The sequence below is a fragment of the Psychrobacter sp. S4(2024) genome (assembly GCF_036861305.1).
Taxonomy (GTDB): Bacteria; Pseudomonadota; Gammaproteobacteria; order Pseudomonadales; family Moraxellaceae; genus Psychrobacter; species Psychrobacter cryohalolentis.
In genome coordinates, this window is the sequence record NZ_JAZAQR010000003.1 from 519,892 (window position 1) to 544,628 (window position 24,737).

The window sequence follows — 24,737 nt, forward strand, 5'->3', positions numbered from 1 at the left end:
TGTTTTCTGATGAAAAAATGCGCATTCCTGCACAGTGGCTCGGTGTACACTAGAGGCTATAATGATGGTGTTTAATGAGAAAAAGACATCGTGAGATAGCTTCTGATTAAGTAGTGTTTTGATAGAGATTTACTATCTTTAGTAAGGGACGAGAAAATAGTATTACTTGTGAATGACTGGGATTGAGATGACAGGGATGACATAGGATGATGGATGTAATAGAAGAGGCGGGGCTTGTCGGCTTTACTGCCTCATTGCGGCAGAGCATGGCTACTTATTATTCAGAAAGTAGTGAGGCATTTATTGGTAACGTCTCATTATTACTGCCTCTACTTGATACTTTAAAGAATGTAGTGTTTTTTGTGAAAGATGAGCAGGCTCGCTATCAGCTGGCAAACAAAACCTTGTTAAAGCGTTGTAAGTTAAGTCAGCATAGTGACATTGTGGGATTTACCACTGAGCAGGTGTTTTCTCATCAGCAGAGTAAGGATTATATCTTGCAGGATATGAAAGTGTTGCGAGATGGGAAGTCAATCGTTGATAATTTAGAGCTGCACAGTTATGCATCTGGTCAGTTAGGTTGGTGTATTACCAATAAACTGCCTATCTATAATAGCAGTCAACAAGTGGTCGCAATGGTTGGGATATCCGTCGATATTGATGAAGATAACGAACGCATTTTACGTAAGCACGCGCGCTTGGCTGAAGTAGCACAGTTTGTACGCGGCAATCTTGATCAGAAAATCAATATCGCAGAACTGGCGGAGCTGGCACATTTGAGCTTATCGCAGTTGGAGCGCACCTTTAAAGCGGTGCTAAATATGTCGCCTTTACAGTTTGTACAAAAGCTGAGGCTAGAATATGCGGTTAAGCTATTAGCCATGCCTGAGATGTCAGTCACTCAAATATCATTGAACTGCGGCTATAGTGATCATAGCGCCTTTAGCCGCCAGTTCAAACAGTTTACGGGCTTGTCACCCAGCCAATTTCGCCAAACGCATTTATCATAAAAAATTAAATCAGTATCCAACCACCGCAGCATCGACAATACGTGGATCCGAAGAGCCGTATACGCCATTTGGGGTAATCATAATCGACTGCGTTGAGCCCATGGCTGACTGCTGACTGACCTTATGTCCCATAGACTCGAGCTTTTTAATGGTATCTACATTAAGGGCTTTTTCGATACGAATCTCATCAGGTAGCCACTGGTCATGAATGCGCGGAGCATGCGTGGCTTCAGCGATATTCATATCGTGGTCGATAACATTTGAGATGACTTGCGTGACAGTTGTGATAATGCGGCTACCACCCGGGCTGCCTGTGACGATATAAGGTTTGCTGTCTTTAAATACGATTGTTGGACTCATCGAAGATAACGGGCGTTTATTGGCTTCAACCGCATTGGCGTCGCCGCCGATTAAGCCGTAACCATTTGGTACACCGGGCTTGGCAGAAAAATCATCCATCTCGTTATTGAGCAGTATCCCCGTACCTTCAGCAACAAGCCCCGTCCCATAAGAAAAGTTCAGCGTATACGTATTGGCTACTGCATTGCCGTCTTTATCGACAATAGAAAAATGCGTGGTTTGATCACTCTCATAAGGTAGAGGGTTATTTGCCTTAATAGTTGCTGCTGGCGTGGCTTTATTTGGGTTGATTAACGCGCGTAGCTTATCAGCATAAGGCTGGGCAGTTAAACCGCTAGCGGGTACGTCAATAAAATCAGAATCCCCCAAATACTCAGAACGATCTGCATAAGCCAACTGCATAGCTTCAGCCATTAAATGAATGGTTTGGGCGCTGTTTTGACCATAGTCTTTTAGCGGATAGCCTTCCAAGATATTTAAAATCTGCACGATATGAATACCACCAGAAGACGGTGGTGGCATTGAGACAATCTCATAACCACGATAATCGCCTTTGACCGGCGTACGGGCAATGGCTTGATAATTCGCCAAGTCCTGCAAGCTCATTTTACCGCCTGCTTCATTGACCGCTTTAACTAGTTTACGGGCGGTTTCGCCTTTATAAAAACCATCACTACCTTTTGCCGCAATCAGTTTAAGGGACTTTGCCAGCTCCGGCTGTTTTAAACGCTCACCCGGTTGATAAGTGCTACCATCGGCTTTAAAGAATATCTTTTTGGTACTTGACCATTTTTGTAAGCGATCGCTTAACGCTTCTAGCGATTCGGACAAACCAGCAGTGACTTCGATACCGTTTTCAGCCAGCGCAATCGCTGGTGCCATTACTTGCCCGCGGCTCATGGTTCCATGATCCTCTAACGCTTTGAGTAAGCCTGCGACCGTACCCGGCACACCAACTGCTAAGCCATGATAACGAGATAAATCACTGACGGCATTGCCCTCCTTATCGAGATACATATCACGCGAGGCGCTACTAGGGGCTTTTTCACGATAATCAAGTGCCACTGTTTTACCTTGTTTGGCGTCATATACCATCATAAATCCGCCACCGCCGATATTACCGGCTCGCGGTAATGTCACCGCTAACGCAAAGCCAACAGCTACAGCAGCATCAACGGCATTGCCACCATCTTTCAAAATCTTTAAGCCGATATCAGAAGCCAGTGCTTCTTGGGTAGCAACCATGCCGTTTTTTGCCCAAACAGGATGGTGGATAGCGTCCACAGAATAGATGGCTTGATCGGTTTTGGCTTGCGTGGCCTTAGGCGTGAACGTGTTACTTTTCGCTCGTGTCACGCGCTGCGTCTCAGACAATACCGTGGGATTTTCTTTCATAACCGTTAGATTAATCGCACTGGTATTAATCGAGGTTGGATTGATGGTTTTTGAAGCGACAGCAGTATTTGTGTCTACCGCATGGGCAGATACAGAAAATAATAGCGTGCTGCCAATAATTAACGCTGCAGATTTTAAAGTCTTATAAGTGGGCGCTTGTGTCTGATGAGAATGAGAATATAGAGCTGACATCGCAAAGTCCTTTTTACGAGGATGAAAGAAATTGGGCTAAAAATACAGGATTAATCAATAAGATTAACTGATAAGGTTAAATAGTAACGAATATTGCTAGTAGTAGAAAGGACTTTGACATCTTTCGTTTTCAGATAAGAAAACGGTTATGAGGTAATTGAATTTAGGAAATGTAAAATACAGAGGAAAAGAAGCGCATCGGTAAGCCGATACGCTTCTTTAAATGTTCTTACTTTATCTAACTAATGCTTTTTAATTCCATGGCTTATATCTTACTGCGCTTGGTTATGCATCTTACGCTGTTTTGAACCATGATGACCTTTGGTTGTTCTTTCTGATTTTAACTGTGCCATTTTTGCACGCTGCTCAGCTGTGAGTACTTGCGAAATGGCATGTTGGGTTTGAACGCGTTCAATAAAGCGCTGCTTGTTTTTAGCTGCTTGCTGGTCTGCAAGACGATTGATGGCAGCGTTATCCAAGGTATTAGCGTTCGTCAATGCCTGCATCTGCTGCTGCATTTGCATACGTTCTGCTTGATGTTTTGCACGGTCATTTTTGCGATCGCCCTGTTTTTCTTGCATGATGGCTTTGATTTGTGCCTGCTGCGTCGCTGTTAGATTTAGCTGTGCCATCGGACCTCTCATGCCGTCTTTCATGCCTTTATGCTGCATTTTGCTCGTGGTTGGCGTCGCCTCAGTAGAGGCATTGACACTGCTGCAGGCAGTTACGGTCAACACACTGGACATCGCTAATACTGAACCCATCAATAATTTTTTCATTTGCGTCATTTGCATAAGAGTTACCTTAATTTTTGTAAAAGTGAGGGTATATCTGATAATTCTAGTCTTGATCGAGCGTCCCGGATAGTCACTATGAATCACTACTATAAATCACTAATATGAATAATTGCTCGACATTGTAAATTAGCATCAACTTGTTTTTGATAACCACTATCATACGACAGCCAGAGGTTACGAACATTTATGAAACATTAAGAAAGGTAACGTTTATAGCGCATAGGTAGCGCTTGCTTGATAATATGAGCCATAAGATGATTGAGAGATACAATAATAAGGTGATAACAATGTCAAATATTTTATTGGGTGACGATGACGAAGAGTTGACTCAATTACTGCAAGAATATCTGCATAATCACGATGTTCATTGTGACTGCGTGCATGATGGCGAAGCGGTCATAGAGCGATTAAAGACGACGATGCAAGATAATTCGCCTTATGATTTGTTGGTGCTCGATATCATGATGCCAAAAATAGACGGGCTCAGTGTGTTACGTCAGCTACCTGCTATTAGTGATATCCCTGTCATTATGCTTACCGCAAAAGGGGAGGAGATAGACCGTATCATCGGGCTGGAGCTTGGCGCTGATGACTATATTACCAAGCCTTGTAATCCGCGTGAGCTGCTGGCACGCATCAATGCGGTGATTAAGCGCACCAGTATTGCGGTCAGTTTTACCGAGCAATTACCGCTGCCGAGTAGTCGCTTATATCTTGACCAACAGCAAAGGCTTTGCCAGATAGATGGCGTTGAGCTGCAATTAACAGGTACAGAGTTTGATTTATTGCTGGCTTTATTACGACAAAAAGGTGAGGTAGTCAGTAAGTCGTGGCTATCACAGCATGTCTTGCAGCGAGAACTACAGCCTTTTGACCGTAGCCTTGATGTCCATGTCTCGCGCCTGCGTAAAAAACTTCAACCTTTCCATGATGAGCCAATCAAGGCAATTCGTGGTAAAGGCTATCAGTTGGTACTCTAATGACAGAAGCTGCCCAAAATCCTACAGCGATAAACAAACCGAAGCTGAGCATACCTGTGTCGCTATTTTGGCGACTGTTTTTGAGTTTGCTGGCGATGATTCTGATCACTTCTATCTTATCTATAGCAGTAGAGCGCTGGCTTAATGAGCGAGAGCTTGCTACTCGTATGGATTCTCAAATTGATAAGCTGCTCATTCAGCGTGAGCGGCTGGTCATATCCTTGAAGGCGGGTGATTTATCTGCTGTAAAGCAGATTTATAATGAAGATCGAAGACTCATGAGCCAAATCAGGATATACGATGAGCAGGGCGCTATTATATTTCCAAGATATCGGTTTCGAGAAAATCGAGTCAAGCGGCGTCAAGCACGTGACGTGGCAAGTATAAAGGCAATAGACTTGCAGATAAAAGGTGAGCAATCATCTGTACCACCGAATATGTCCAATTCTGTGAGTAGCAGTACTGACAATAAAACATCTGATTACAGTGAACTTAGTGATAAAGACCGTGTCGATAAGAACCCTTATAGGGCGTATTCCTTTGATAAGGATGGCGTCAAAAGCGAGCGCCCGAATGATAAACCTTTTAGCCTCGATGATATTTTAAAACCAATACCGTCTCATAAAGCCATTGCTGACATTGATAGCCGACCTGAGTTAGCTGAGGTTACAGTGGTTATGCCAAATAATGACAGCGTTATCGTACAGCTGCGTCCGCACCTATTATTTAAGGATGTGTTAGAGCTACAGCGGGGCAATTTTATACTGCGGCTTTTGTTGATTATACTCTTTAGCGTGTTGGTGTGCTTTTGGCTCAGTCGTACGTTGACTCGGCGTATTGGGCGTGTGCAGGATACCGTACACCGGATGATAGATGGCAACTATGAAGTCAATCCGCAGTTATCAAGTCTGGGTTCTGACGAATTGGGGTTATTAGCAAAAGATGTCGCTTTACTATCAACGCGGCTCGCTGACAGTGAGCTGGCACGCAAGCAGATGTTAAGTGATATCTCGCATGAGCTGCGCTCGCCGCTGGCCCGTCTTGATGTAGCGACTGAGCTGACACGAGATTTTGCGCCCAATGCGAGTCGTTATCTTGACCGCATCGATAAAGAGTCAACGCGAATGAATGAGCTGATTGAGCAAATTATCCGTATTCAATCGTTGCAAATGCAGCAATATACCATCAACACTTTAGAAAATGAGGCAGTAGACATCTGTGAAATTATTAATGAGATTGGTCAAGATGTCTGTTTTGAGTTTCAGCATAAAAATATATATTGGCAATGGCATGCGAATCCGTCTTTATTGACAGATTCTTGCACAGTAATGGGCAATCAAGAACAGCTGCATAGTGCCCTTGAAAACATCATCCGTAATGCCTTTATGCATACTGCTTTTGATTCCGCAGTGATGGCTGAGATACAAGCAGTGAAGATGAATAATAACATGTCAGCTATTGAAATAAGCATCACTGATGAGGGCGGCGGTGTTGCAGAAAAGGATCTGGAGCGTATTTTTCAGCCTTTTGTTAGGCTTGATACGGCGCGCCATCGCGAAACGGGCGGTTATGGACTGGGGTTGGCAATCGTCCATGCTGTAGTGATGGCACATAGAGGTCAGATCACTGTCCATAATCGCCAAGATGACATATTAGGGCTTGTGATAAAAGTAATATTACCTATTGAATAGAAACAACCTCAAATAAGAAAATATTTCATCAACATATATTCACTAATAAGAATATAACGGATGAACGGTAGTAAATTACCGATGTATGGTATTGAGACTCTCTGTATATTCGTTAATAATAATATACAGAGAGTTATAATGATTTACAAAATAAGACGCTTTATATCTCAAATAATCATCTAAGTAATTTTTTAACCCTAACTTCTAATCCTATTGCCTCATAACTGTTTTCTTTTGTTACATCGACTCTCTACAAAATGGATTTTAACTTCGATTTTTTAAATCAGACAAATCTATAAGGGAGTATACATCATGAACCGCATCTATAAGGTAATATGGAATGAAGCCTTAAACTGTTTCACTGCAGTTGGTGAATACGCAAAGGCACGTGGCAAATATTCCAAATCTAGCGTGAGTGCAAACGCTACCATCAATACGACAGAAAATCTTTTATCTACCAGTGCTTTCAAACTCACGGCTATCGGGCTGGGTCTAATGGCGGCTGGTTTTTGTATACAAGCGAATGCTGCTTCAGACTTTGAGGGTGACATTGGTGGGAAGCTTGACGCTTCTATTCAACTTAACATTGTAGGTGGTGAAAGTAATCCTATCAATCTAACAGATAACAACATTGGTGTCGTAGGCAGTGGTGGTGGTGATGGTACTACCCCTAATAATCCAAAAACGTTAACCATTAAGTTAGCCAAAGATATTGATCTAACCGATGAGGGTAGTCTCACTATTGGCGATACCTTAGTGGATAACTCAGGTATTACAATCACTAATATTGTTCCAGCTAAAACTGTCAGCTTAACAAGCACCGGTCTTAACAACGGTGGTAATCAAATCACGAACGTTTTTAGTGGGGGCGCAGTTGAAACCAATGCGGCAAACATCGGTGATGTTAATAGGGTGGTTTCAGCCAATAGGATAAAGTATTTCAGTGTCAAATCAACAGGTGGCACGAATGAAGATAACCTAGGTGCTCAAGGTGTAGACGCAATTGCAATTGGTAAGAATGCTTCTGCAGTTGGACAGACTACGGTCACCATCGGTACAGGTTCTGGAACTGGGTCAACTGTTAATACTCGAGAAGGAGTATCTGTAGGCAATGCATCAGGTCAGAATGTACTATCGTCGGGTAACGTAGGAATAGGGGCAAGTGCTGGCTCAAATGTAAGTGCTACGCCAAGAACTACAGTAGGTGGTAACCCAGCATATAGACCTTATTCGATCGTAGGACAAAATACTGCAATTGGCGCTGCGGCTGGTAATGGAGTCTATGGTGATTCTAACTCAGCATTAGGTGAGCGTGCAGGTCGTAATGTTGACGGTCACGCCAATACAGCTATTGGTGCCTTCTCAGGTAACGCAGTAATTGGTAGTGCTAACGTTGCGATGGGCCCTACTGCGGGCTACACAGTTACCGGTGACAGAAATACAGCAGTTGGTAACTTCTCTGGCTCGCATGTAGTTGGTAAAGCCAACTCAGCGTTTGGTAATGGAGCTGGTTCAAACGTAACAGGTGAATACAACCTTGCTTTAGGTGCTACTGCTGGTGCAGGTATTACTAGTAATTTGTCTATAGCTATTGGTAATAATGCTGGCAATATAGCTAAAGGAAACGTAGGTGAAAGTAGTATATCAGTAGGTACTAACTCTTCAGCTCAAGGCTTAAATAGTATGGCTATTGGGCGTGGATCTGTTTCTGCTGGAGAAAACGCTACAGGCATTGGCGTCCAAGCAAAGGCTGAGGCAAAAAACTCAGTTGCAATTGGTCAAAAAGCTAAAGCCAATGGTATATCGAGTGTAGCCATCGGTGAAGGTGCTGAGGCTATTGGTATAAATAGTATCGCCATCGGTACAGGCAACAAAGTAATAGGCAACAATTCAGGTGCATTTGGTGATCCTAATGAGGTTGGCGGCACAGATAGTTATGCATTTGGTAACGACAATACTATCAATAACAATAACACCTTTGTTCTCGGTAATAATGTTTCGACAACGCAAAACAACAGTGTTGTATTAGGTAACTTATCTACTGATCGTGCTGCTACGACTGAGACTGGGGTTATTATTAATACAAGATATTACACTTATGGAGGTCAAGGTTCTGCTGCAAAAGGTGTGGTGAGCGTTGGTTTCGTTAATGGGGAACGTCAGATTATCAATGTCGCTGCAGGTGCTGTCAACGAGAACAGCACTGATGCTATCAATGGTAGCCAGTTGTATGCAACCAATCAGTCCATTGAAGAAGTTAACGAAACGGCCAACAAAGGATGGTTCGTACGGACCGACTCTGGTGATGGTGCAAAGAGCAATGTTAAACCAGACGATGTAGTCACTATCAACGGTGACAATAAGAATATTAGCGTTACCAATGTAGGTAATGACCTTATTGTTGCATTGAGTGATGACATTAGTGTTGGTACTTCAGGTATCGATGGCAAAGACGGCTTTATCGGCGTTAATGGTAAAGATGGTGTATCCGGTGTTGCTATCAATGGTTCGAACGGCACAATCGGTCTAACGGGTCCCACTGGTGTATCAGGTACCATTGGTGTCATTAACGGCGTACCAGGTGTTAATGGTGGTGATGGTATCACACGTATCGTTATCGACGATATCCAAGTTGCCACGATGGAAGACGGCCTGAAGTTTGCGGGTAACACTGGCACTACCATTAATAAGAAGTTGAACGAAACGTTGAGCATCGAAGGTAAGCTGGCGAATGCTGCTGATGCATCGGGTGCAAACCTACGTGTTGACAGCCTCAATGGCAAACTGAACGTCGTGATGGCTAAGAACCTAACGGATCTTGACACAGTTACTGTGGGTTCTGACCCAAGTAATCAAACCTTTATTAACAGAGGTACGATTAGCAGCAAAGCCCTTAATGTTAATGCTGGTCGTTTTATTGTCGAGGACGATAAAGTCAGTATGGCTCTGGGCACCAACGTCAGCATGGGTGGTAACCAGGTTCACAATGTTGTAGCAGGTGCTGCTGGTACTGATGCAGTGAATGTTGATCAGCTTAATGGTCAAAACACTACTATTGTAACTAAAGGTCTAAACTTCGCTGGTAATGATAATATCAACATCCATAAGGATCTTGGTACGCAACTTAAAATTGTAGGCAGTTTAAATCCTCTTAAAACAGCATCTGCAAAAAATATCCGAACGGTAGAAAACAACGGTCAGTTAGAGATTCAGATGGCTGATGCTTTAGATGTAACCTCCGTCACCACTGGTAATACTGTGATGGATAATGGCGGTGTTAGTTTCATTAATAGTGGAGTAAAATTAAACAGTACTGGTTTCACTATCACTAATATTGTTCCAGCTAAAACTGTCAGCTTAACAAGCACCGGTCTTAACAACGGTGGTAATCAAATCACGAACGTTTTTAGTGGGGGCGCAGTTGAAACCAATGCTGCAAACATCGGTGATGTTCAGACGATTGCTGGTGGCCTCAAAACGATAGTTGCTGCAGGTACTAACGTTGCTAGTGTGACTAAAACTACAGCACTGAATGGACAAGATACTTACACCGTCAATGCTAAAGGCACGACCGCATCAGCAGGTTCAGATGCAGTAACAGTTACTCCTAGCGATAAAAATGCGACAACTAACCTTACAGACTACAAAGTGGATCTAAGCACCGCGACCAAAACTAGCTTGAGTAGTGCAGATAGTGCCCTACAGTCTGTTGTGACTCAGATTGATGGCACTGCTGTCAAAACTATCACAAAGGCAAACAATACTGCCAACTTCCTTAAAGGTGACAATATTCTGTTGACTCCTGAAAGCGGTGGTATCAAGGTAGCGCTGGCCAAAGACTTAACCGGTCTGACTAGTGTCACGACAGGTAACACGGTCATGAATACTAGCGGCATCACTTTAACAGGTGGTATTAACCAAACGGTTACGCTAAGCAATAGTGGTCTGAACAACGGTGGCAATCAAATCACGAATGTCAAAGCTGGCACAGAAGATATGGATGCCGTCAATGTTGGACAGTTAAATCTGACTAACACTGCCATTGATAAAGGCTTAAACTTTGGCGGAGACAGCGGTACAGATGTTAACCGTAAGCTTGGTCAAAAACTCATTGTTAAAGGTGGCGATACTATCAATGCTGATCCAGCAACGAAAAATATTAGCGTCACGGCCAATGGTGATGATACTTTAACCGTCAGACTGGCTAAAGATATTAACCTTGGTGAAACTGGTAGCGTCACCACTGGAAATACTCAAGTTAATAATGCTGGTATTACGTTATATCGTGGTGACAACGGTCAAGTAGTTCTTACCAACAATGGTCTTAACAACGGTGGCAATCAAATCACAAACGTCCTCAGCGGCGGCGAAACACTCACCAACGCGGCAAATATTGGTGACCTTAAAGGTGCGGTTAGTGATATCGCGACTAAAGGTTTGGATTTCGCTGGTAATGATGGCATCAATATCCATAAGGATCTTGGACAGAAACTTGAAATCGTGGGTACCTTAGATGCTTCTAAAACAGCATCTGCAAAAAATATCCGCACAGTAGCTAACAATGGCAAGTTGGAAGTTCAGCTAGCTGATGCTTTGGATGTAACCTCCGTTACTACTGGTAATGCTTTTATGAATAACAATGGCTTTACCTTCGTTAGTAATGGCTCAGGTAGAACCGTTATTCTTAGCAGCCGTGGTCTTGATAATGGTGGTAACATCATTCGCAATGTTGGTACAGGCCTACTAAATAGTGATGCGGTAAACGTCGGGCAGTTAAGAGAAGTGACTATTGCCTTAGACCAAGGTTGGGGAATTACGGCTCAAGGTGACATTGCCACTATGGTAAAACAAGGGGGTAGCGTTGATATGAATAGCAGAGATGGTAACATCAAAGTGTCTAGAACGTTAATCAGTAATGCGGCTGCCCTCGACTCCAGTACAGGCCTGCGCGTGGCGGCTATACCTGCAGGCGCTAATGACCTTAGTTTCGATTTAAATCCAGACCTTACTGTTGACAGTCTAACAACAGGTGACACCACTATAAATAGTAACGGTCTCACTATTGCAGGCGGTCCTAGTGTCACTAAAAGTGGTATCGATGCTGCTGACAAAAAAATCACCAATGTCAGAAACGGTAGTGTGTCGGCTAGTAGTCAAGACGCTATCAACGGCAGTCAGCTTTATGCGCAAGGCAGTGGCATAAGCAGTATCATTGGTGGTAATACGGTCTACAATCCTGTAGATGGTACGTTTACCAACAGTAATATCGGTGGGACAGGCGAGGGTAGTATTGATGGTGCGATTGGTTCTATCAGACAAGGTACGATTGAAATCAATGAAAACGTTCAAGTCAATACCACAAATATAGAAACCAATACGATAAACATTGCAACCAATACGAGAAATATTGTAACGAACACCACGAATATTGCCACCAATACCACAAACATCAAATCTAACACGGACAAGCTCGATGCTGGCCTCAACTTTGGTGCAGACAGTGGCGCTAACATCAACAAACCAATAGGCGATGAGAGCGTACTAATCTTTAAAGGTGGCAATAATATCACCACGACATCAGCAGGCAGTAGCATTAAGTTTGATTTAAACGGCAACATCAATGTTGACAGCGTGACGACTGGTGATACAACCGTCAGCACAAACGGAGTCGTTATTGCAGGTGGTTCTAGTATCACTAAAGCCGGTATATATGCAGGTAATGGTGAAACTGCTCCTAGTATGACAGCAGCCGGTATCAATGCTGCTGGCACTAAGATAACCAATGTCACGGACGGCATGCAACCTAGAGACGCTGTGAACTTCGGTCAATTGGATGCAGTCAATAGAAACCTAGGCAACAGCATCAATGAGCTGGGTTATAGAATTGGCGAGGTTGAGGACGATGCCAACGCTGGTATCTCAGCAGCCATGGCGATGTCTTCATTGCCTCAAGCTTACATCATCGGTAAGTCTATGATAGGTGGTGGTATCGCAACGTATAATGGTGAAAGTGCCGTTGCTATCGGCTTTTCGAAACTGTCCGCCGATGGACGTTGGGTCATGAAGCTAAATGGTACTGCAGATACTCAAGGCAACGTAGGTGCAGCCATAGGTGCAGGTTTCCATTTTGACTAAACACCTATTTGACTGAACATCTAAGCGAAATGACAATCATAATCATTAGTTAGATACAAGAAGCAAGGCATTAGATGCCTTGCTTCTTTAATGAATATTTATCAACATATAAAAACCGACAGAACAGATTAAAAATATAATCACGCTGGTTAACTATTAGCGCACTAAAATAACCGGTGACAGCGTACTGGCGATAATCTCTGTTGTAGTGCTGCCAAGAAACAGATGCTGTAATTTTGAGCTGCCATAAGCCCCCACCACAATCATATCGATTGCATGCTCCATTTGAAAAGCTAACAATCCATTGACCGCGTCAAGCTTTTGGAGATGATGAGTCTCTACTGAAAATCCTGCTGCTGCCATCTGCGCGCGGGCATCGGCAAGGCTTTGTTTGGCGGTTTCATTATCGTTACCGACCATCACGATATGACCTTGCATGCCTTTTAATAATTTGCTCTCTGACAGCATAGCTATGGCTTTAATCGCTGTTTTACTAGCGTCAAAGGCTACCATGTATGAGTGAGGTTCTTTGAATTTCTCTGAGCAAATGAGCACCGGTATGCTTGACGCTCGTGCAACTGTCTCGATTTGGCTGCCGATGTTGATGCGACTATGTTTATGGTCTTCACCGCGGCGTCCCATAACGATGGCACGATTATGCGCTGTAAAATGCTCAATAGCAGGCAGTAGCTTGCCACGGCGCTGATAAACATGGACATCTACGTCATCAAACTGATTTTTGATATGGCTTTTGGCATCTTGCACCAAGGCGTTACTATAGCTATTGACTACCTTGGCTCTTTGCTCGTCCAGCTGAGACAATTCATCTAGCAAGAATTGACGGCTATTGATGCCAATCGCCCCAGACAAGTCTCTTCTAATAGACGCTGCCACATCACTGACATGCAGCAGTCCTACCGAAATATTGAGTCGCCTTGCATACCATGCTGCATAGTCACAAACAGACTCTGTCACTGCTGAGCCGTCAATACAAGCCAAAACGTGCTGTTGAGTTGTCATCATTCATCCTTAAATGCTTATTTTTTCGCTACCAACTTTATGTCAATCAGCTAATAATGAACTGCTTTTATATCAAATTTAGCACCAGTTTTTATCAGTATAACCTTTAGTTAAAAAATTTTTCCAGTTTCTAAAATATAACATGCGTGGAGTCCTTTTAAAAATATGACACTGATAATCTTACTATAATTTTTTTGGGTCTATAGACAAAAAATCAGAAATATTATCGTTAATATTTTTCTATTAATCAAAAATATCGAAATCTATATTTTAAAGTATAGTATTTTAAATGCGTTGATACCTATCTGAGAAAAATAAATAATAAGGATTTTTAACCATCATACCTTACGGTAAGCATATCTCTTTGAGATAAAGAAAAATGCCTTTGACTGCAATTTAAAGAGGAAAAGAACGCTATATAAAAGATATTAAAAAGCGAACTAATGTTAGTTTATATGAAATAGATAAAATCTCCACAGGTAAATTTAAGTCATTCAACTTGTTTTTTGCGGGAAAGTTGCTAATATGCAGCAATGCATTTTATTGTTGGTTTCGTATCAAACGCTTCATCGCGAAGTGGTTTGATTTTAATATGGAAGTTACTAGGGAAAAAGGTATGACATCATTAAATCATGAAGGTCGCGTGCTTCACGACGGTCTAAGCAAAAAAATCATGTCTGCTGATCAAGCAGCAGCGTTCATCAAAAACGACATGAATGTCGGTATGAGTGGCTTTACTGGTGCAGGTTACCCAAAAGCTATACCCGCTGCGCTTGCCAAACACATGGAAGCGGCTCATGCTCGCGGTGAAGACTTTCAAATTGGTTTATTGACCGGTGCCTCTACCGCAACCGAATGTGATGGCGTATTGGCAGAAGCGAACGGCATCAAGTGGCGCACGCCATATCAATCAGAGCCTGCTTTACGTAAACAAATCAACGCAGGTGAAGCGCATTATTTCGATATGCATTTATCGCATGTAGCGCAGCAGAGCACCATCGGTTTCTATGGCAAGATGCATATAGCGGTCGTTGAAGTGTCTGGTATTTTGCCAGATGGTCGCCTGATTCCATCGACTTCTATCGGTAACAACAATGCCTGGTTAGAAAATGCAGACAAAATCATCTTAGAAGTGAACGCGCAGCAAAGCTTGATGTTAGAAGGTATGCATGATGTCTATAATGATATCGGTATGCCGCCAAACCGCAAGCCGATTCCACTTGTGACCCCAGGCGGACGCATTGGTGTGCCGTATCTACATTGTGACTTGGATAAAGTGGTTGGCGTTGTCCTAACGAACTCGCCTGATCGCAACAGCAAGTTTGCTGATCCTGATGAATGTTCAAACAAAATAGCCAGTCATATCATTGATTTCTTCCATGATGAAGTCAAAAAAGGTCGCATGCCAGAAAATTTATTACCGATCCAGTCTGGTGTAGGTAACGTAGCCAATGCCGTATTGGCAGGACTACAAAACAGCCCGTTTGAGAATTTAACCGGCTACACAGAAGTATTGCAAGACGGTATGTTAGACCTAATTATGTCTGGCAAAATGACCATGGCATCTGCCACTGCACTGTCATTAAGCCCAGATGCGCTAGAGCGTTTTAATGCCAATATCGAAGAGCTGCGTGCGCGTATTGTATTGCGTCCACAAGAAATCACCAACCATCCTGAAGTTGCGCGTCGCTTAGGTGTATTGGCCATTAATGCCATGATTGAATGTGACCTGTATGGTAACGTCAACTCAACCCACGTCATGGGCACCAATATGATGAATGGCTTGGGCGGCTCAGGTGATTTCGCTCGTAACGCTTATACGTCATTCTTTGTATCGCCATCAGTGGCAAAAGATGGCGCAATCTCTTGTATCACGCCGATGGTCTCGCATCACGACCATACTGAGCATGATGTGATGGTCATTGTCACCGAACAAGGGTTGGCAGATTTGCGTGGTTTATCGCCGCGTCAACGTGCAAAAGCAATTATCGATAACTGTGCCCATCCTGACTATCGCCCAATGCTGCAAGATTATTTTGATCGTGCTTCAGATACGGCTGGTATGCAAACGCCGCATATCTTGGACGAAGCATTATCATGGCATCAGCGTTATGTTGAAACGGGTGATATGCGTATCAAAAAAGCTGCTTATAAAATTGCCGTTTAATATAATAGATATTATAACAGCATAAATAAATTCCAAAAAAACGCCCCTTATTTTATGAATAAGGGGCGCTTTTTTGTGCAACGTTAAGTGATTTAGTGACGATTATTTAACGGCTGGTAAATACAATCGCTTTCGTACCGTTGTTTGTCGGTTGGCTAATCGTCACTTTGCTATCTAAGATATCACCGCGCGCATTGATTTTATAGCATTCTGATGAGACACCATTGGGATCATTTGCGACGAGTAGATTGGCTGAGGTGTTGACACAAAACCATGCAGTGTTGTTGGTGTCTCTGGTCAATGACCAGCCTTGTCTGTAGCTACCTATCTTTTTGCGCATACTTCTATCGGCGTATACGTCCTCTGCAATCAATTGACTAGAGGAGCCAACGGTTGCCAGTTTAGGAAGCGTCGTGCTCTGGGTCGCTAATGAGTATTTGCCTGAGCTATCAGTATAACCATGGAAGACCAATGGATTTAACGTAAAGTAATTGATGGCAACAGATTGGTCAGTGATTTGATTATTTACTTTATTAATAGTATTTACTTCGGCAGCTTGTACTTGTTTATTATTGAATACCATACTACCTTTTGGGGTAATTGTAATATCAGCTGAGGCAGTTTGATTGCCGACGGTCGCTACCAAGCTTTGACTGCGAGCTTTGGTATAAATGTTGAGCATCGCTGCTTCAACAGGATATTGAGTGACGATAGTATTTTGGTTGTTATTGCCAATGGTGCCACCGTTTATCCCGCCAGCACATGCGCTCAAGCTCAGTGCCACTGCGGCGCATAATCCTAATTTTTTCATCATTTATTCCTTATTTTGTTTATATGAGCATATCTATGTCTACTATAATCGAATTTTTGTGCGATGGCATCTGCTATCTACCTTTGTCTTTGCTATCATTACATCACTATAACAACCAATGATTTGTTAGACATCTATTGCACAACAAGGTGATAAAAATAGTGGTGTATTTTTACGATAAATACTTATTCACAGTTCAATGATAAGCATCTTTTTGTACCTCATTATGGCGAGTCTGTTATCATTTCGCTCTGCAAAAGTATCAGCGTTAGGAAGTCAATATGATCGTCAAGCAAAACCCAAGCGCCATCAAACTATTCTTTACCTTGCGTGGCTCAATTCTTCCAAAAGTATATCCTCAAATTTTGCTGATTGGTCTTATCAGTGCGCTTATTACCAATATTCAGCACGGCTTTCCAAGCTCTTTTTCTTCTTATAGCGTTGCGCCTTTCACCTTGCTTGGGATTGCCTTATCGTTGTTTTTGGGCTTTCGTAATAATGCCAGCTATCAGCGTTGGTGGGAAGCAAGGGGGCTATGGGGACAATTGGTTTATGATGCGCGCAGCCTGTGCCGTCAAGCGCTCTCTTATATCGACGAAGACAATCCAATAGGGCGAGATACTCAGCGCCGTCTGATTCATCTGAGTATTGCTTTTACTCATGCGGTGCGTCATCGACTGCGAAACACCTCGCCTTGGGAGGATATCGAGCGCTTTGTTGATCCGAAATATCATAGCAAAATGCGGCAGGCAAAAAATCTGCCTGATTATCTGATGCGCTTGATGGGTAAGGAGCTTGGATATTGTCGACAGCAGCATTTGCTATCAGAGCAGATGGTACAAAATATGGATGAGCGTCTGAACTCTATGACGGTGGTACTGGCAGCGTGTGAGCGTATTCATAATACGCCGCTGCCATTTGCTTATACCTTGCTTGTGCATCGTACGACTTATCTTTATTGCTTTATGCTGCCGTTTGGTTTGGTATCTTCTTTGGGCTGGGTGACGCCCTTCATCTGCGGGGTTATTGCCTATACCTTTTTTGGGCTAGATGCCCTGAGTGAGGAGCTAGAATCACCATTTGGCGTGGCGGACAATCAATTGCCATTAACGGCTTTATCGCGCACGATTGAAATCAATTTGTTAGAAGCACTGGGTGAAACTGATCTGCCAGCTGATATCAGTCCTATAAAGGGCTACTTGCCATAAACAATGGGTAATATAAAAAAAGACCGCTCGATTGGAGCGGTCTTTCTATGTTTGTATGTCACTTTGATTGCTTATTAGCCTTAAATACCTTTTAAAAAGCTCAGTAAGATCCCTTTTTACGTACTAGGTCATTGTGTATCGCTTTTATGAGCGCCGCTAAGGGACAGTTGCTTATAGCTGACTGAGAAATTTTACAGGGATAGGGTAGTTATACATCCAAGTATGTGAGGTGTTTTCATTGCCTAATGAACCCTCAAAGCTCCAGCCCCACGTAAACAGATTGCCATTTTTAAAAGGTATGCCATTGTTTTGATTGAGTGGTTTTTCATGTGCAATCAGATGCATTGTACCCATCGCCATATTATCGATGTTTTTTAAGCTGGTCAGCTTGTTTGTTGGTTCATTTAAGTTTTCATAACTTGTTTTGCCTTTGCCGTCTGTTTCACCAAACATGCCCCAAGCATAAAGGATGCCATCTGATGCTCGAGTGTTACTATTATTTGCTGCAACATTGTCCAACAGCACATAGCTGGCATTGCCATTGGCGTAGACACGGCGAACCTCTTTACCGGCAAACCAAGGCAATTTGGTTGGCGCAGTTATGGTGCTTGCCCAAGCGTTGACAGTATTTTTAAAGCCAATTCCGTTGTAGCCTATTTGGCTGCTAGTATTTAGCCCCCAACCATAGACAGAGTCTTTGTTGGTCAGTGCTAAAACATGATCTTTACCAGCAGCAAGCTGAGTGACTATTTCTTTTTCTACCCTTTGAGCAGTACTATCAGCCGAATCATGTGCAATGATATTGATACGTAACGGTTTATTATTAATATTGATGCAATTGTTGGCTTTATCACATCCTTGACCGCGCCCAAGATTGGCGCTCGCGTCGCTGCCCCAACCCCATACCTGACCTTTATCATCTAAGGCATATGAGCTACTGCTACTGGCTACGACTTGTATGATATGACCGACGCCCTCTGACGCCGAAAAGTCCACTTTGACTGGTATGCTGCTGTCTATAGCGGTGTTATTACCGAGCTGCCCTTGAGCATTAGCGCCAAATGCCCAAATGCTGCCATCTTTGGTCAACACCAAATTATGATTATAACCAGCCGCTAGCATGACCGCATTATTAATACCGGCAATCGCGCTGATATCAAGACGGCAATCAGCGGATTTAACACAAGAATGACGATTTGACCGACCACGTCCTAATTGTCCATAAGCATCATTACCCCAGCTATAAACTTGACCTTTATCGTCGATAGCAAGTGAGTGGTTTTGATTAAATTTAATAGATATTAGGTTTTTTGGGGCATTATTCATGAGTGTCGGTAACTCTGGATGTCCCATAGTATCAGTGAATGTCGAGATATATGCGGTGCCTGTTTGCCCATAGTTATTACGCCCCCAACCATAGAGCTGCCCATCATGAAGGGCTGCGGTATGTGAGCCACCAGCTGCCACCGTATCACCCAGATACATATTTTTGGTTGAGCGCATGATGTTACCTGCATTGTCAGTGGCGGCTAAGGCAATGCTGTTTTCGCCTAAATCTAACAAGATGCGATCGTTAAAATAACCATTTGTGTCAATAGTTAGTGATTGAGGTGCTTTACCGTTCAATGTATAAGTCACAGACTTTATGCCACCGCTATCTTGCACTTGACCTGAGACAAATACGGCCGCAACTGCGCTATAACCACTCGAAAAGTTGCTATCCGTTGTCAAAAGTGGCGGTGTCCCATCAATGATTTCTGTGCTGACATCAGAATCATCGCCGCAAGCAGTCAACATAAAAGTAGCGGTAATCAAAGCGACTGCTTGGGTCAGAGTGGATAAACGCATAAATGTCTCAATCAGTGATCAATAAAAATAAAAGGGGTAGCGGTGCCAATCCTAAGATAGGGGCACTTAGTAAAGTGACTGTAATAATTTAAGCGAATAATATTACAAACGATAACTATTATCAATATGTAAATTAGAATGGCAGTATATTAGATATGCTATGTTATGGATCAAAGCAGCAAATATGATAATGGCGGCGTACAGATGAGGTGGTACTTATAGGGATTTGTTATCAGTATTTTTATAGGGCTGTAGCGAGGAGAGCTTTAATAAGACTTTATGATATGGTGGTGAAGATAGCGACTATCTGGAAGTATGGTAAAAGCGCGGATCGTGCCACTGCGTTATATGTATGTTTCCATGATACTGAGTTAATGGTAAAATCGCATACTCACTTAAAGTGTTAATAATTATGCGATCTCTATAATTAATGACATGATCTAGCTAATGTAAAGATTGCTCTCAATACTATTTTTCATATGAAGTAGACGAGGGGCAACATCTTCCTCTAGTTTTGTACGGCTCAAAACGAAATTTGGCGCGCCACAATTAAAAGTCAGTAAGCCCTCAGTAGGGTGCATTAAAGCAGTGGCAACCGCATTGACATCTTTTTGCCATTCGCTAATTGAAAAGCAATAGCCATAATCTTCATAGTCTTTAAAAGCTTTATCCAGTCCTCTTCTAATCTTTATCCAATCCTCTTTGTACTTGGTGCGAATGGCATCAAGGATAAATTCTTGCTCAGCCTGCGGCATACTTGCTAGACAGGCTCTGCCCATCGAACTTAAGTGAATAGGCAAGTATGAGCCGACATTACGGCGCATAGTCGTAGTACCATCACCTTGCACCACATTCAAATATACCATCGTTAGTCGATCGCGAGTGGCCATGGCAACCGCACTATTTGCATACTCTGCTAATTCTTCCATGTATGGCGTTACTAGATTGTTGATAGAGATGTTCGCCATCATCGTATAGCCAAACCCTAAGACACCAGCAGACAATTGATATTTACTACTATTTATTGATTGCTTTAAATAGCCGAGCTTAACTAAAGTATAAGTAAGCCGCGTAATCGTGCCTTTAGGCAGTCCTGTTAATTGACTTAAGTCTTGATTACCAAGATAAGGACGCTGCGGGGTAAAACAACGAAGTAGCTCTAGCCCTCGCGCCAAAGCGGTGACGAACTGCCGATCATTCTTATCGCGCATCTCTGCAATCGGCTCTAGCAGTTCGATATGTGTTGTGTTAGCCGAGCCTTCAGTAATAAGGTTTTTAGTTGTCATATATTATTTTTATTCTCAATTAAGTTAATACAAATGTAATGGTCAACATACTGCTTATCGTATTTTATTATCAGAATAAATTACTTTGAGCTAATAATAGTATGCACCTTTAACCATACTATCTTAAAGGTGCATTTAAAATACTTGGCACAGCTATTATAAGCTATTTCGCTATGCGGTATATATATTGAATAATGTTATGCTTTTTGTGGGTCATACTGCTGTTCTTTGATGAACAACGTCGGAATAAGACCACATAAGAAGTACGCACCTGCCATCAGTAATAAACCTGCGCCGATAGAATTTTGCATCGCCATATAACCAATAGCGACGGGCGCAATAACTGAGCCCAGTCGTCCGATATTGAAAGCACCACCGATAGCAGTACCTCGAATAGCAGTCGGAAAGCTTTCGGTCAAATAGGTGGCGTTAATTGCATAAGGAATACCATATAAGAAGCCAAAGGTTATCATTAACCAACCGATGTTTTCTGGCGTATGCATGTAGACCAATACCGGTATAAATAGTGCCGTACCCATCGTACCGAAAGCAAATACTATCTTGCGACCTATCTTATCAGCCACGATACCTGCGACTAATTTGGCAAACATCATAGTCAGATAAGTACCTGCCATATAGATAGCCATCTCTTTAAACTTGATACCTAATTCAGTTTCTAGATAAGATGGTAACCAGTTGCTTACGCCAAAATAACCAAATAATAAAAGCCCTGAACTCATAGACCATAAAATAAACATGATGCGATGCTTTGGATTCTCAAATATGGCTTTATAAGGGTTTTCAGGTTTTTGAAGTGAGTTCTTTGCGCCACTAAGTTTAAGGGCACGTGACTCTTTCCAAGACTGGGGCTCAGACACTAGAAAATACATCAATACTGCCAGAATAATAGGTATAAAGGTTAAGAGGTATAGAGTGCGCCAACCATAGCTAGGAATAATCCAAGCAGACAGGCTCGTAATAACGAGAGATCCTAAAGTAAACCCTGTCATCAACATCGCAAGCACCGTCGTTCGATGTTTAGTAGGGACCATCTCAGACATCAACGTATTGGTTGCAATGTATAAGCTACCAAGACCCAAACATGCGGTGAATCGTAATGCTACAAAATGTTCGTAGCTCTGCGCAAACCCACTAAAACCTGATAATACAGAGAAGAGTGCGGTCGCAATCACGATAACCCGTACCCGTCCAAAACGATCACAGGCCCAGCCGCCAAAGAACCCACCGATTGCCATGCCAAATAATGACCAACTGCCCAAAGCACCTGCTTGTACATTGGTCAATCCAAATTCTTGTTTTAAACTTGAAAGCGTAAAGGCAAGAATACCGATATCAGCCCCATCACATAACAAGACTAAAAAACAAAATACAAAGGCCAGTTTCCAAGGTTGCTTCTGGGTAGAATTTAAGCTTGGATTCGAAGTTATAGCCGCACTTTTCACAATACATATCCTTATCGTTGTGAGAATAAAAAACTATTTTAATAGTGTCTTTATGACGGTATTCACGTCCTAGCAAATACCGGTATCGCCTAGCTCATCAAACAAACTACTATTCACTTACTTCTTTAATCATATTACGGGCGATGATAATCTGCTGAATCTGAGTCGTACCTTCATATAAACGATACAAGCGCACATCGCGATAAAAACGCTCAATGCCATAATCGGCAATGTAACCCGCACCGCCATGAATTTGTACGGCTCTATCAGCAACGCGACCACACATTTCAGTGGCAAACATCTTGGCACAGGAGGACTCAGTGACGACATCTTTACCTTCATCACGCAGGCGTGAGGCGTCTAATACCATAGATTTAGCCGCATAGATTTCTGCTTTTGAATCAGCGAGCATCGCTTGAATAAGCTGAAAATTGGCAATTGGCTGCCCAAACTGCTTACGTTCAACGGCATAATGTAATGCATCATCCAACATGCGAGTCGCGGCTCCGGTACTCGCTGCAGCAATATGTAGGCGCCCTTTATCGAGTACTTTCATCGCGGTTTTGAAACCTACACCTTCGACACCACCAATCAAAGCATCAGCAGGCACGACACAATTATCAAAGATGACGTCACAGGTATGAGCACCTTTTTGCCCCATTTTTTTGTCAATTTTGCCCAAAGTAATACCAGGGGTATCACTCTCAACGATAAAGGCTGAAATACCACCCGATCTTTTATTTTGTGGATCAGTACGTGCCATCACGGTAAACACGCCGGCTTCAGGAGCGTTGGTAATATAGCGCTTAGTACCGTTGATAATGTAGGTATCACCGTCCTTGATAGCAGTGGTCTTTAATGAAGCGGCATCTGAGCCAGAATCCGGCTCGGTCAAACAAAATGAGCCGATGATTTCACCACTGGCGAGCCTTGGTAGATATTTCTGTTTTTGCGCTTCAGTACCATCGATGACTAGACCAGATGAGCCAATACCGTTATTTGTCCCTATCAATGAGCGAAAAGCAGGAGAGGTGCGCCCTAGTTCAAATGCCAGCGTGACCTCTTCTTCCATCGTAACGCCAAGCCCACCATACTCTTCGGGAATAGTCAGTCCAAACAGCCCTAACTCGCGCATTTGATTGATGATATCGTCTGGAAGACGGTCATTTTCTGCTACCCAGTGTTCCATCGGTATTAATTGGTTATTAACAAATTGGCGGATAGTGTCGGTGATTTGGTTAAGAACGTCCTTATCTCTGATCATGTGATTCTTCCTTGTTTAATTGATATTCAAATTGATAGCGGCTTCATAATTGCCTTGAACAAACAGCATAATTGATAGTTTATGAAATTACAATAGTTTTGGTTTAAATAACCGCAATGCGGTATTTATTAAAAAATTAAAGTTTAAATGGTCGGTTTATTTCTCAATTTAACTGAGATTTACCCTTCACAAAGGAAAATAAACAGTATATATTGGTCTTAAATATCGCTATGCGGTATTAATTATCATAATTACTGGTGTTTTTAAGGGTTGATGTACTTTACCTAAGGACACCGTTTAAGGGATAGCATCATGGAAGAGCCAATCATTATTTGTGAGCAACAAGAAAATGGCGTTAGTGTGATAAGGCTTAATCGTCCTAAAGTTCGCAATGCTCTAAACACTGAACTACGCGAACAAATGGCAGAGATTTTTATCGAGTTAAATGATGACCCACAAACCAAGGCTATTGTGCTGACAGGTGGCGATAAGGTGTTCGCAGCCGGTGCTGATATCAATGATTTTTTAACCGCGAAAACAGTCGATGTGTATTTGCCTCATAGCGAACGCTACTGGGATGCCATCACCAATTGTCGCAAGCCGATCATTGCAGCGGTCAATGGTTATGCCCTTGGCGGCGGCTGTGAGCTTGCTATGCATGCCGACATCATCGTCGCTGGCAAGTCTGCTAAGTTTGGCCAACCAGAAATAAAAATAGGGCTGATGCCAGGAGCAGGGGGTACGCAGCGGCTATTTCGCGTAATTGGCAAACATAAAGCCATGAAGCTGATATTAACGGGCGACATGATAAGCGCTGATGAAGCAGATCAAATGGGGCTAGTCTCTGAAGTAGTCGAAGATGAAACGACTATCAAACGTGCTATCGAAATTGCGGAGAAACTAGCGGGTTACTCGCCTATTGCCTTAACCCAAATCAAAGAAGTTGCCAACCTCGGGGTGGACATGCCGCTACAAGCCGCATTGGCTTTGGAACGTAAAGCCTTTCAGATTTTATTTGATACTGAAGACCAAAAAGAAGGGGCAAAAGCCTTCTTAGAAAAGCGTCGTGCTGAATATAAAGGACAGTAGCTTGTTGAATCATATAGATAC

At 42.8% G+C, this 24,737-nt stretch carries 15 protein-coding genes; 7 read left to right on the forward strand and 8 right to left on the reverse strand.

Features of this window, described 5'->3' with window-relative positions:
* Positions 1-206 precede the first annotated feature (206 nt).
* The gene (locus VLA57_RS10060; RefSeq protein WP_133104275.1) at positions 207-1,010 is read left to right on the forward strand and encodes a helix-turn-helix domain-containing protein; all 804 of its coding nucleotides are present in this window, start codon (positions 207-209) and stop codon (positions 1,008-1,010) included.
* Positions 1,011-1,019: 9 nt separating this feature from the next.
* On the opposite strand, the gene ggt is transcribed toward VLA57_RS10060, so the two are convergent.
* Both ggt and VLA57_RS10070 read right to left on the reverse strand, forming a co-directional pair.
* Positions 1,020-2,957: a gamma-glutamyltransferase gene (ggt, locus tag VLA57_RS10065; protein ID WP_133104276.1), complete on the reverse strand. Its 1,938-nt coding sequence runs from the start codon at positions 2,955-2,957 to the stop codon at positions 1,020-1,022.
* 272 nt (positions 2,958-3,229) lie between these two features.
* Complete coding sequence (locus VLA57_RS10070) at positions 3,230-3,751, reverse strand: Spy/CpxP family protein refolding chaperone (protein ID WP_133104277.1); 522 nt, start codon at positions 3,749-3,751, stop codon at positions 3,230-3,232.
* A 290-nt stretch (positions 3,752-4,041) separates the two neighbouring features.
* On the opposite strand from VLA57_RS10070, the gene VLA57_RS10075 reads away from it, so the two are divergent.
* From VLA57_RS10075 to VLA57_RS10085, 3 genes are all read left to right on the forward strand, one after another.
* Positions 4,042-4,734 carry a response regulator transcription factor gene (locus tag VLA57_RS10075; protein WP_133104278.1) on the forward strand — a complete coding sequence of 231 codons (693 nt, stop codon included), beginning with the start codon at positions 4,042-4,044 and terminating at the stop codon, positions 4,732-4,734.
* Positions 4,734-6,425 (forward strand): sensor histidine kinase, encoded by a 1,692-nt coding sequence (locus VLA57_RS10080; protein WP_133104279.1) that lies wholly within the window; start codon positions 4,734-4,736, stop codon positions 6,423-6,425. Before VLA57_RS10075 ends, VLA57_RS10080 begins: the two co-directional genes overlap by 1 nt.
* 312 nt (positions 6,426-6,737) lie before the next feature.
* Positions 6,738-12,560: a YadA-like family protein gene (locus VLA57_RS10085; protein WP_133104280.1), complete on the forward strand. Its 5,823-nt coding sequence runs from the start codon at positions 6,738-6,740 to the stop codon at positions 12,558-12,560.
* A 156-nt stretch (positions 12,561-12,716) separates the two neighbouring features.
* Here the strand turns inward: VLA57_RS10085 and VLA57_RS10090 are convergent, their stop codons facing one another.
* Complete coding sequence (locus VLA57_RS10090) at positions 12,717-13,580, reverse strand: universal stress protein (protein ID WP_133104281.1); 864 nt, start codon at positions 13,578-13,580, stop codon at positions 12,717-12,719.
* Positions 13,581-14,196: 616 nt separating this feature from the next.
* Between VLA57_RS10090 and VLA57_RS10095 the strand changes: the two genes are divergently transcribed.
* A complete protein-coding gene (locus VLA57_RS10095) occupies positions 14,197-15,747 on the forward strand; it encodes an acetyl-CoA hydrolase/transferase family protein (RefSeq protein ID WP_133104282.1) in 1,551 nt (516 codons plus the stop codon).
* A gap of 106 nt (positions 15,748-15,853) precedes the next feature.
* Here VLA57_RS10095 and VLA57_RS10100 read toward each other — a convergent pair whose 3' ends face one another.
* Positions 15,854-16,558 (reverse strand): hypothetical protein, encoded by a 705-nt coding sequence (locus VLA57_RS10100; RefSeq protein ID WP_333954865.1) that lies wholly within the window; start codon positions 16,556-16,558, stop codon positions 15,854-15,856.
* Positions 16,559-16,839: 281 nt separating this feature from the next.
* Between VLA57_RS10100 and VLA57_RS10105 the strand changes: the two genes are divergently transcribed.
* Entirely contained in the window at positions 16,840-17,766 is a 927-nt protein-coding gene (locus tag VLA57_RS10105; RefSeq protein ID WP_133104284.1) for a bestrophin family protein, read from the forward strand.
* Between the two features lie 171 nt (positions 17,767-17,937).
* Here VLA57_RS10105 and VLA57_RS10110 read toward each other — a convergent pair whose 3' ends face one another.
* From VLA57_RS10110 to VLA57_RS10125, 4 genes are all read right to left on the reverse strand, one after another.
* On the reverse strand, positions 17,938-19,614 hold the full coding sequence (locus VLA57_RS10110) for a chromosome condensation regulator RCC1 (RefSeq protein ID WP_133104285.1): 1,677 nt from the start codon (positions 19,612-19,614) through the stop codon (positions 17,938-17,940).
* A gap of 440 nt (positions 19,615-20,054) precedes the next feature.
* Complete coding sequence (locus VLA57_RS10115; RefSeq protein ID WP_011513564.1) at positions 20,055-20,900, reverse strand: IclR family transcriptional regulator; 846 nt, start codon at positions 20,898-20,900, stop codon at positions 20,055-20,057.
* 197 nt (positions 20,901-21,097) lie between these two features.
* A complete protein-coding gene (locus VLA57_RS10120) occupies positions 21,098-22,363 on the reverse strand; it encodes an MFS transporter (protein WP_020443429.1) in 1,266 nt (421 codons plus the stop codon).
* 109 nt (positions 22,364-22,472) lie between these two features.
* On the reverse strand, positions 22,473-23,627 hold the full coding sequence (locus tag VLA57_RS10125) for an acyl-CoA dehydrogenase family protein (RefSeq protein WP_133104286.1): 1,155 nt from the start codon (positions 23,625-23,627) through the stop codon (positions 22,473-22,475).
* A gap of 312 nt (positions 23,628-23,939) precedes the next feature.
* Between VLA57_RS10125 and VLA57_RS10130 the strand changes: the two genes are divergently transcribed.
* Positions 23,940-24,716 carry an enoyl-CoA hydratase gene (locus tag VLA57_RS10130; RefSeq protein ID WP_133104287.1) on the forward strand — a complete coding sequence of 259 codons (777 nt, stop codon included), beginning with the start codon at positions 23,940-23,942 and terminating at the stop codon, positions 24,714-24,716.
* Positions 24,717-24,737 lie beyond the last annotated feature (21 nt).

Bases quoted from the DNA above. Each gene is read 5' to 3' on its own strand.
- VLA57_RS10060 (WP_133104275.1), top strand. From the start codon at position 207: ATGATGGATGTAATAGAAGAGGCGGGGCTTGTCGGCTTTACTGCCTCA.
- ggt (WP_133104276.1), bottom strand. From the start codon at position 2,957: ATGTCAGCTCTATATTCTCATTCTCATCAGACACAAGCGCCCACTTAT.
- VLA57_RS10070 (WP_133104277.1), bottom strand. From the start codon at position 3,751: ATGCAAATGACGCAAATGAAAAAATTATTGATGGGTTCAGTATTAGCG.
- VLA57_RS10075 (WP_133104278.1), top strand. From the start codon at position 4,042: ATGTCAAATATTTTATTGGGTGACGATGACGAAGAGTTGACTCAATTA.
- VLA57_RS10080 (WP_133104279.1), top strand. From the start codon at position 4,734: ATGACAGAAGCTGCCCAAAATCCTACAGCGATAAACAAACCGAAGCTG.
- VLA57_RS10085 (WP_133104280.1), top strand. From the start codon at position 6,738: ATGAACCGCATCTATAAGGTAATATGGAATGAAGCCTTAAACTGTTTC.
- VLA57_RS10090 (WP_133104281.1), bottom strand. From the start codon at position 13,580: ATGACAACTCAACAGCACGTTTTGGCTTGTATTGACGGCTCAGCAGTG.
- VLA57_RS10095 (WP_133104282.1), top strand. From the start codon at position 14,197: ATGACATCATTAAATCATGAAGGTCGCGTGCTTCACGACGGTCTAAGC.
- VLA57_RS10100 (WP_333954865.1), bottom strand. From the start codon at position 16,558: ATGAAAAAATTAGGATTATGCGCCGCAGTGGCACTGAGCTTGAGCGCA.
- VLA57_RS10105 (WP_133104284.1), top strand. From the start codon at position 16,840: ATGATCGTCAAGCAAAACCCAAGCGCCATCAAACTATTCTTTACCTTG.
- VLA57_RS10110 (WP_133104285.1), bottom strand. From the start codon at position 19,614: ATGCGTTTATCCACTCTGACCCAAGCAGTCGCTTTGATTACCGCTACT.
- VLA57_RS10115 (WP_011513564.1), bottom strand. From the start codon at position 20,900: ATGACAACTAAAAACCTTATTACTGAAGGCTCGGCTAACACAACACAT.
- VLA57_RS10125 (WP_133104286.1), bottom strand. From the start codon at position 23,627: ATGATCAGAGATAAGGACGTTCTTAACCAAATCACCGACACTATCCGC.
- VLA57_RS10130 (WP_133104287.1), top strand. From the start codon at position 23,940: ATGGAAGAGCCAATCATTATTTGTGAGCAACAAGAAAATGGCGTTAGT.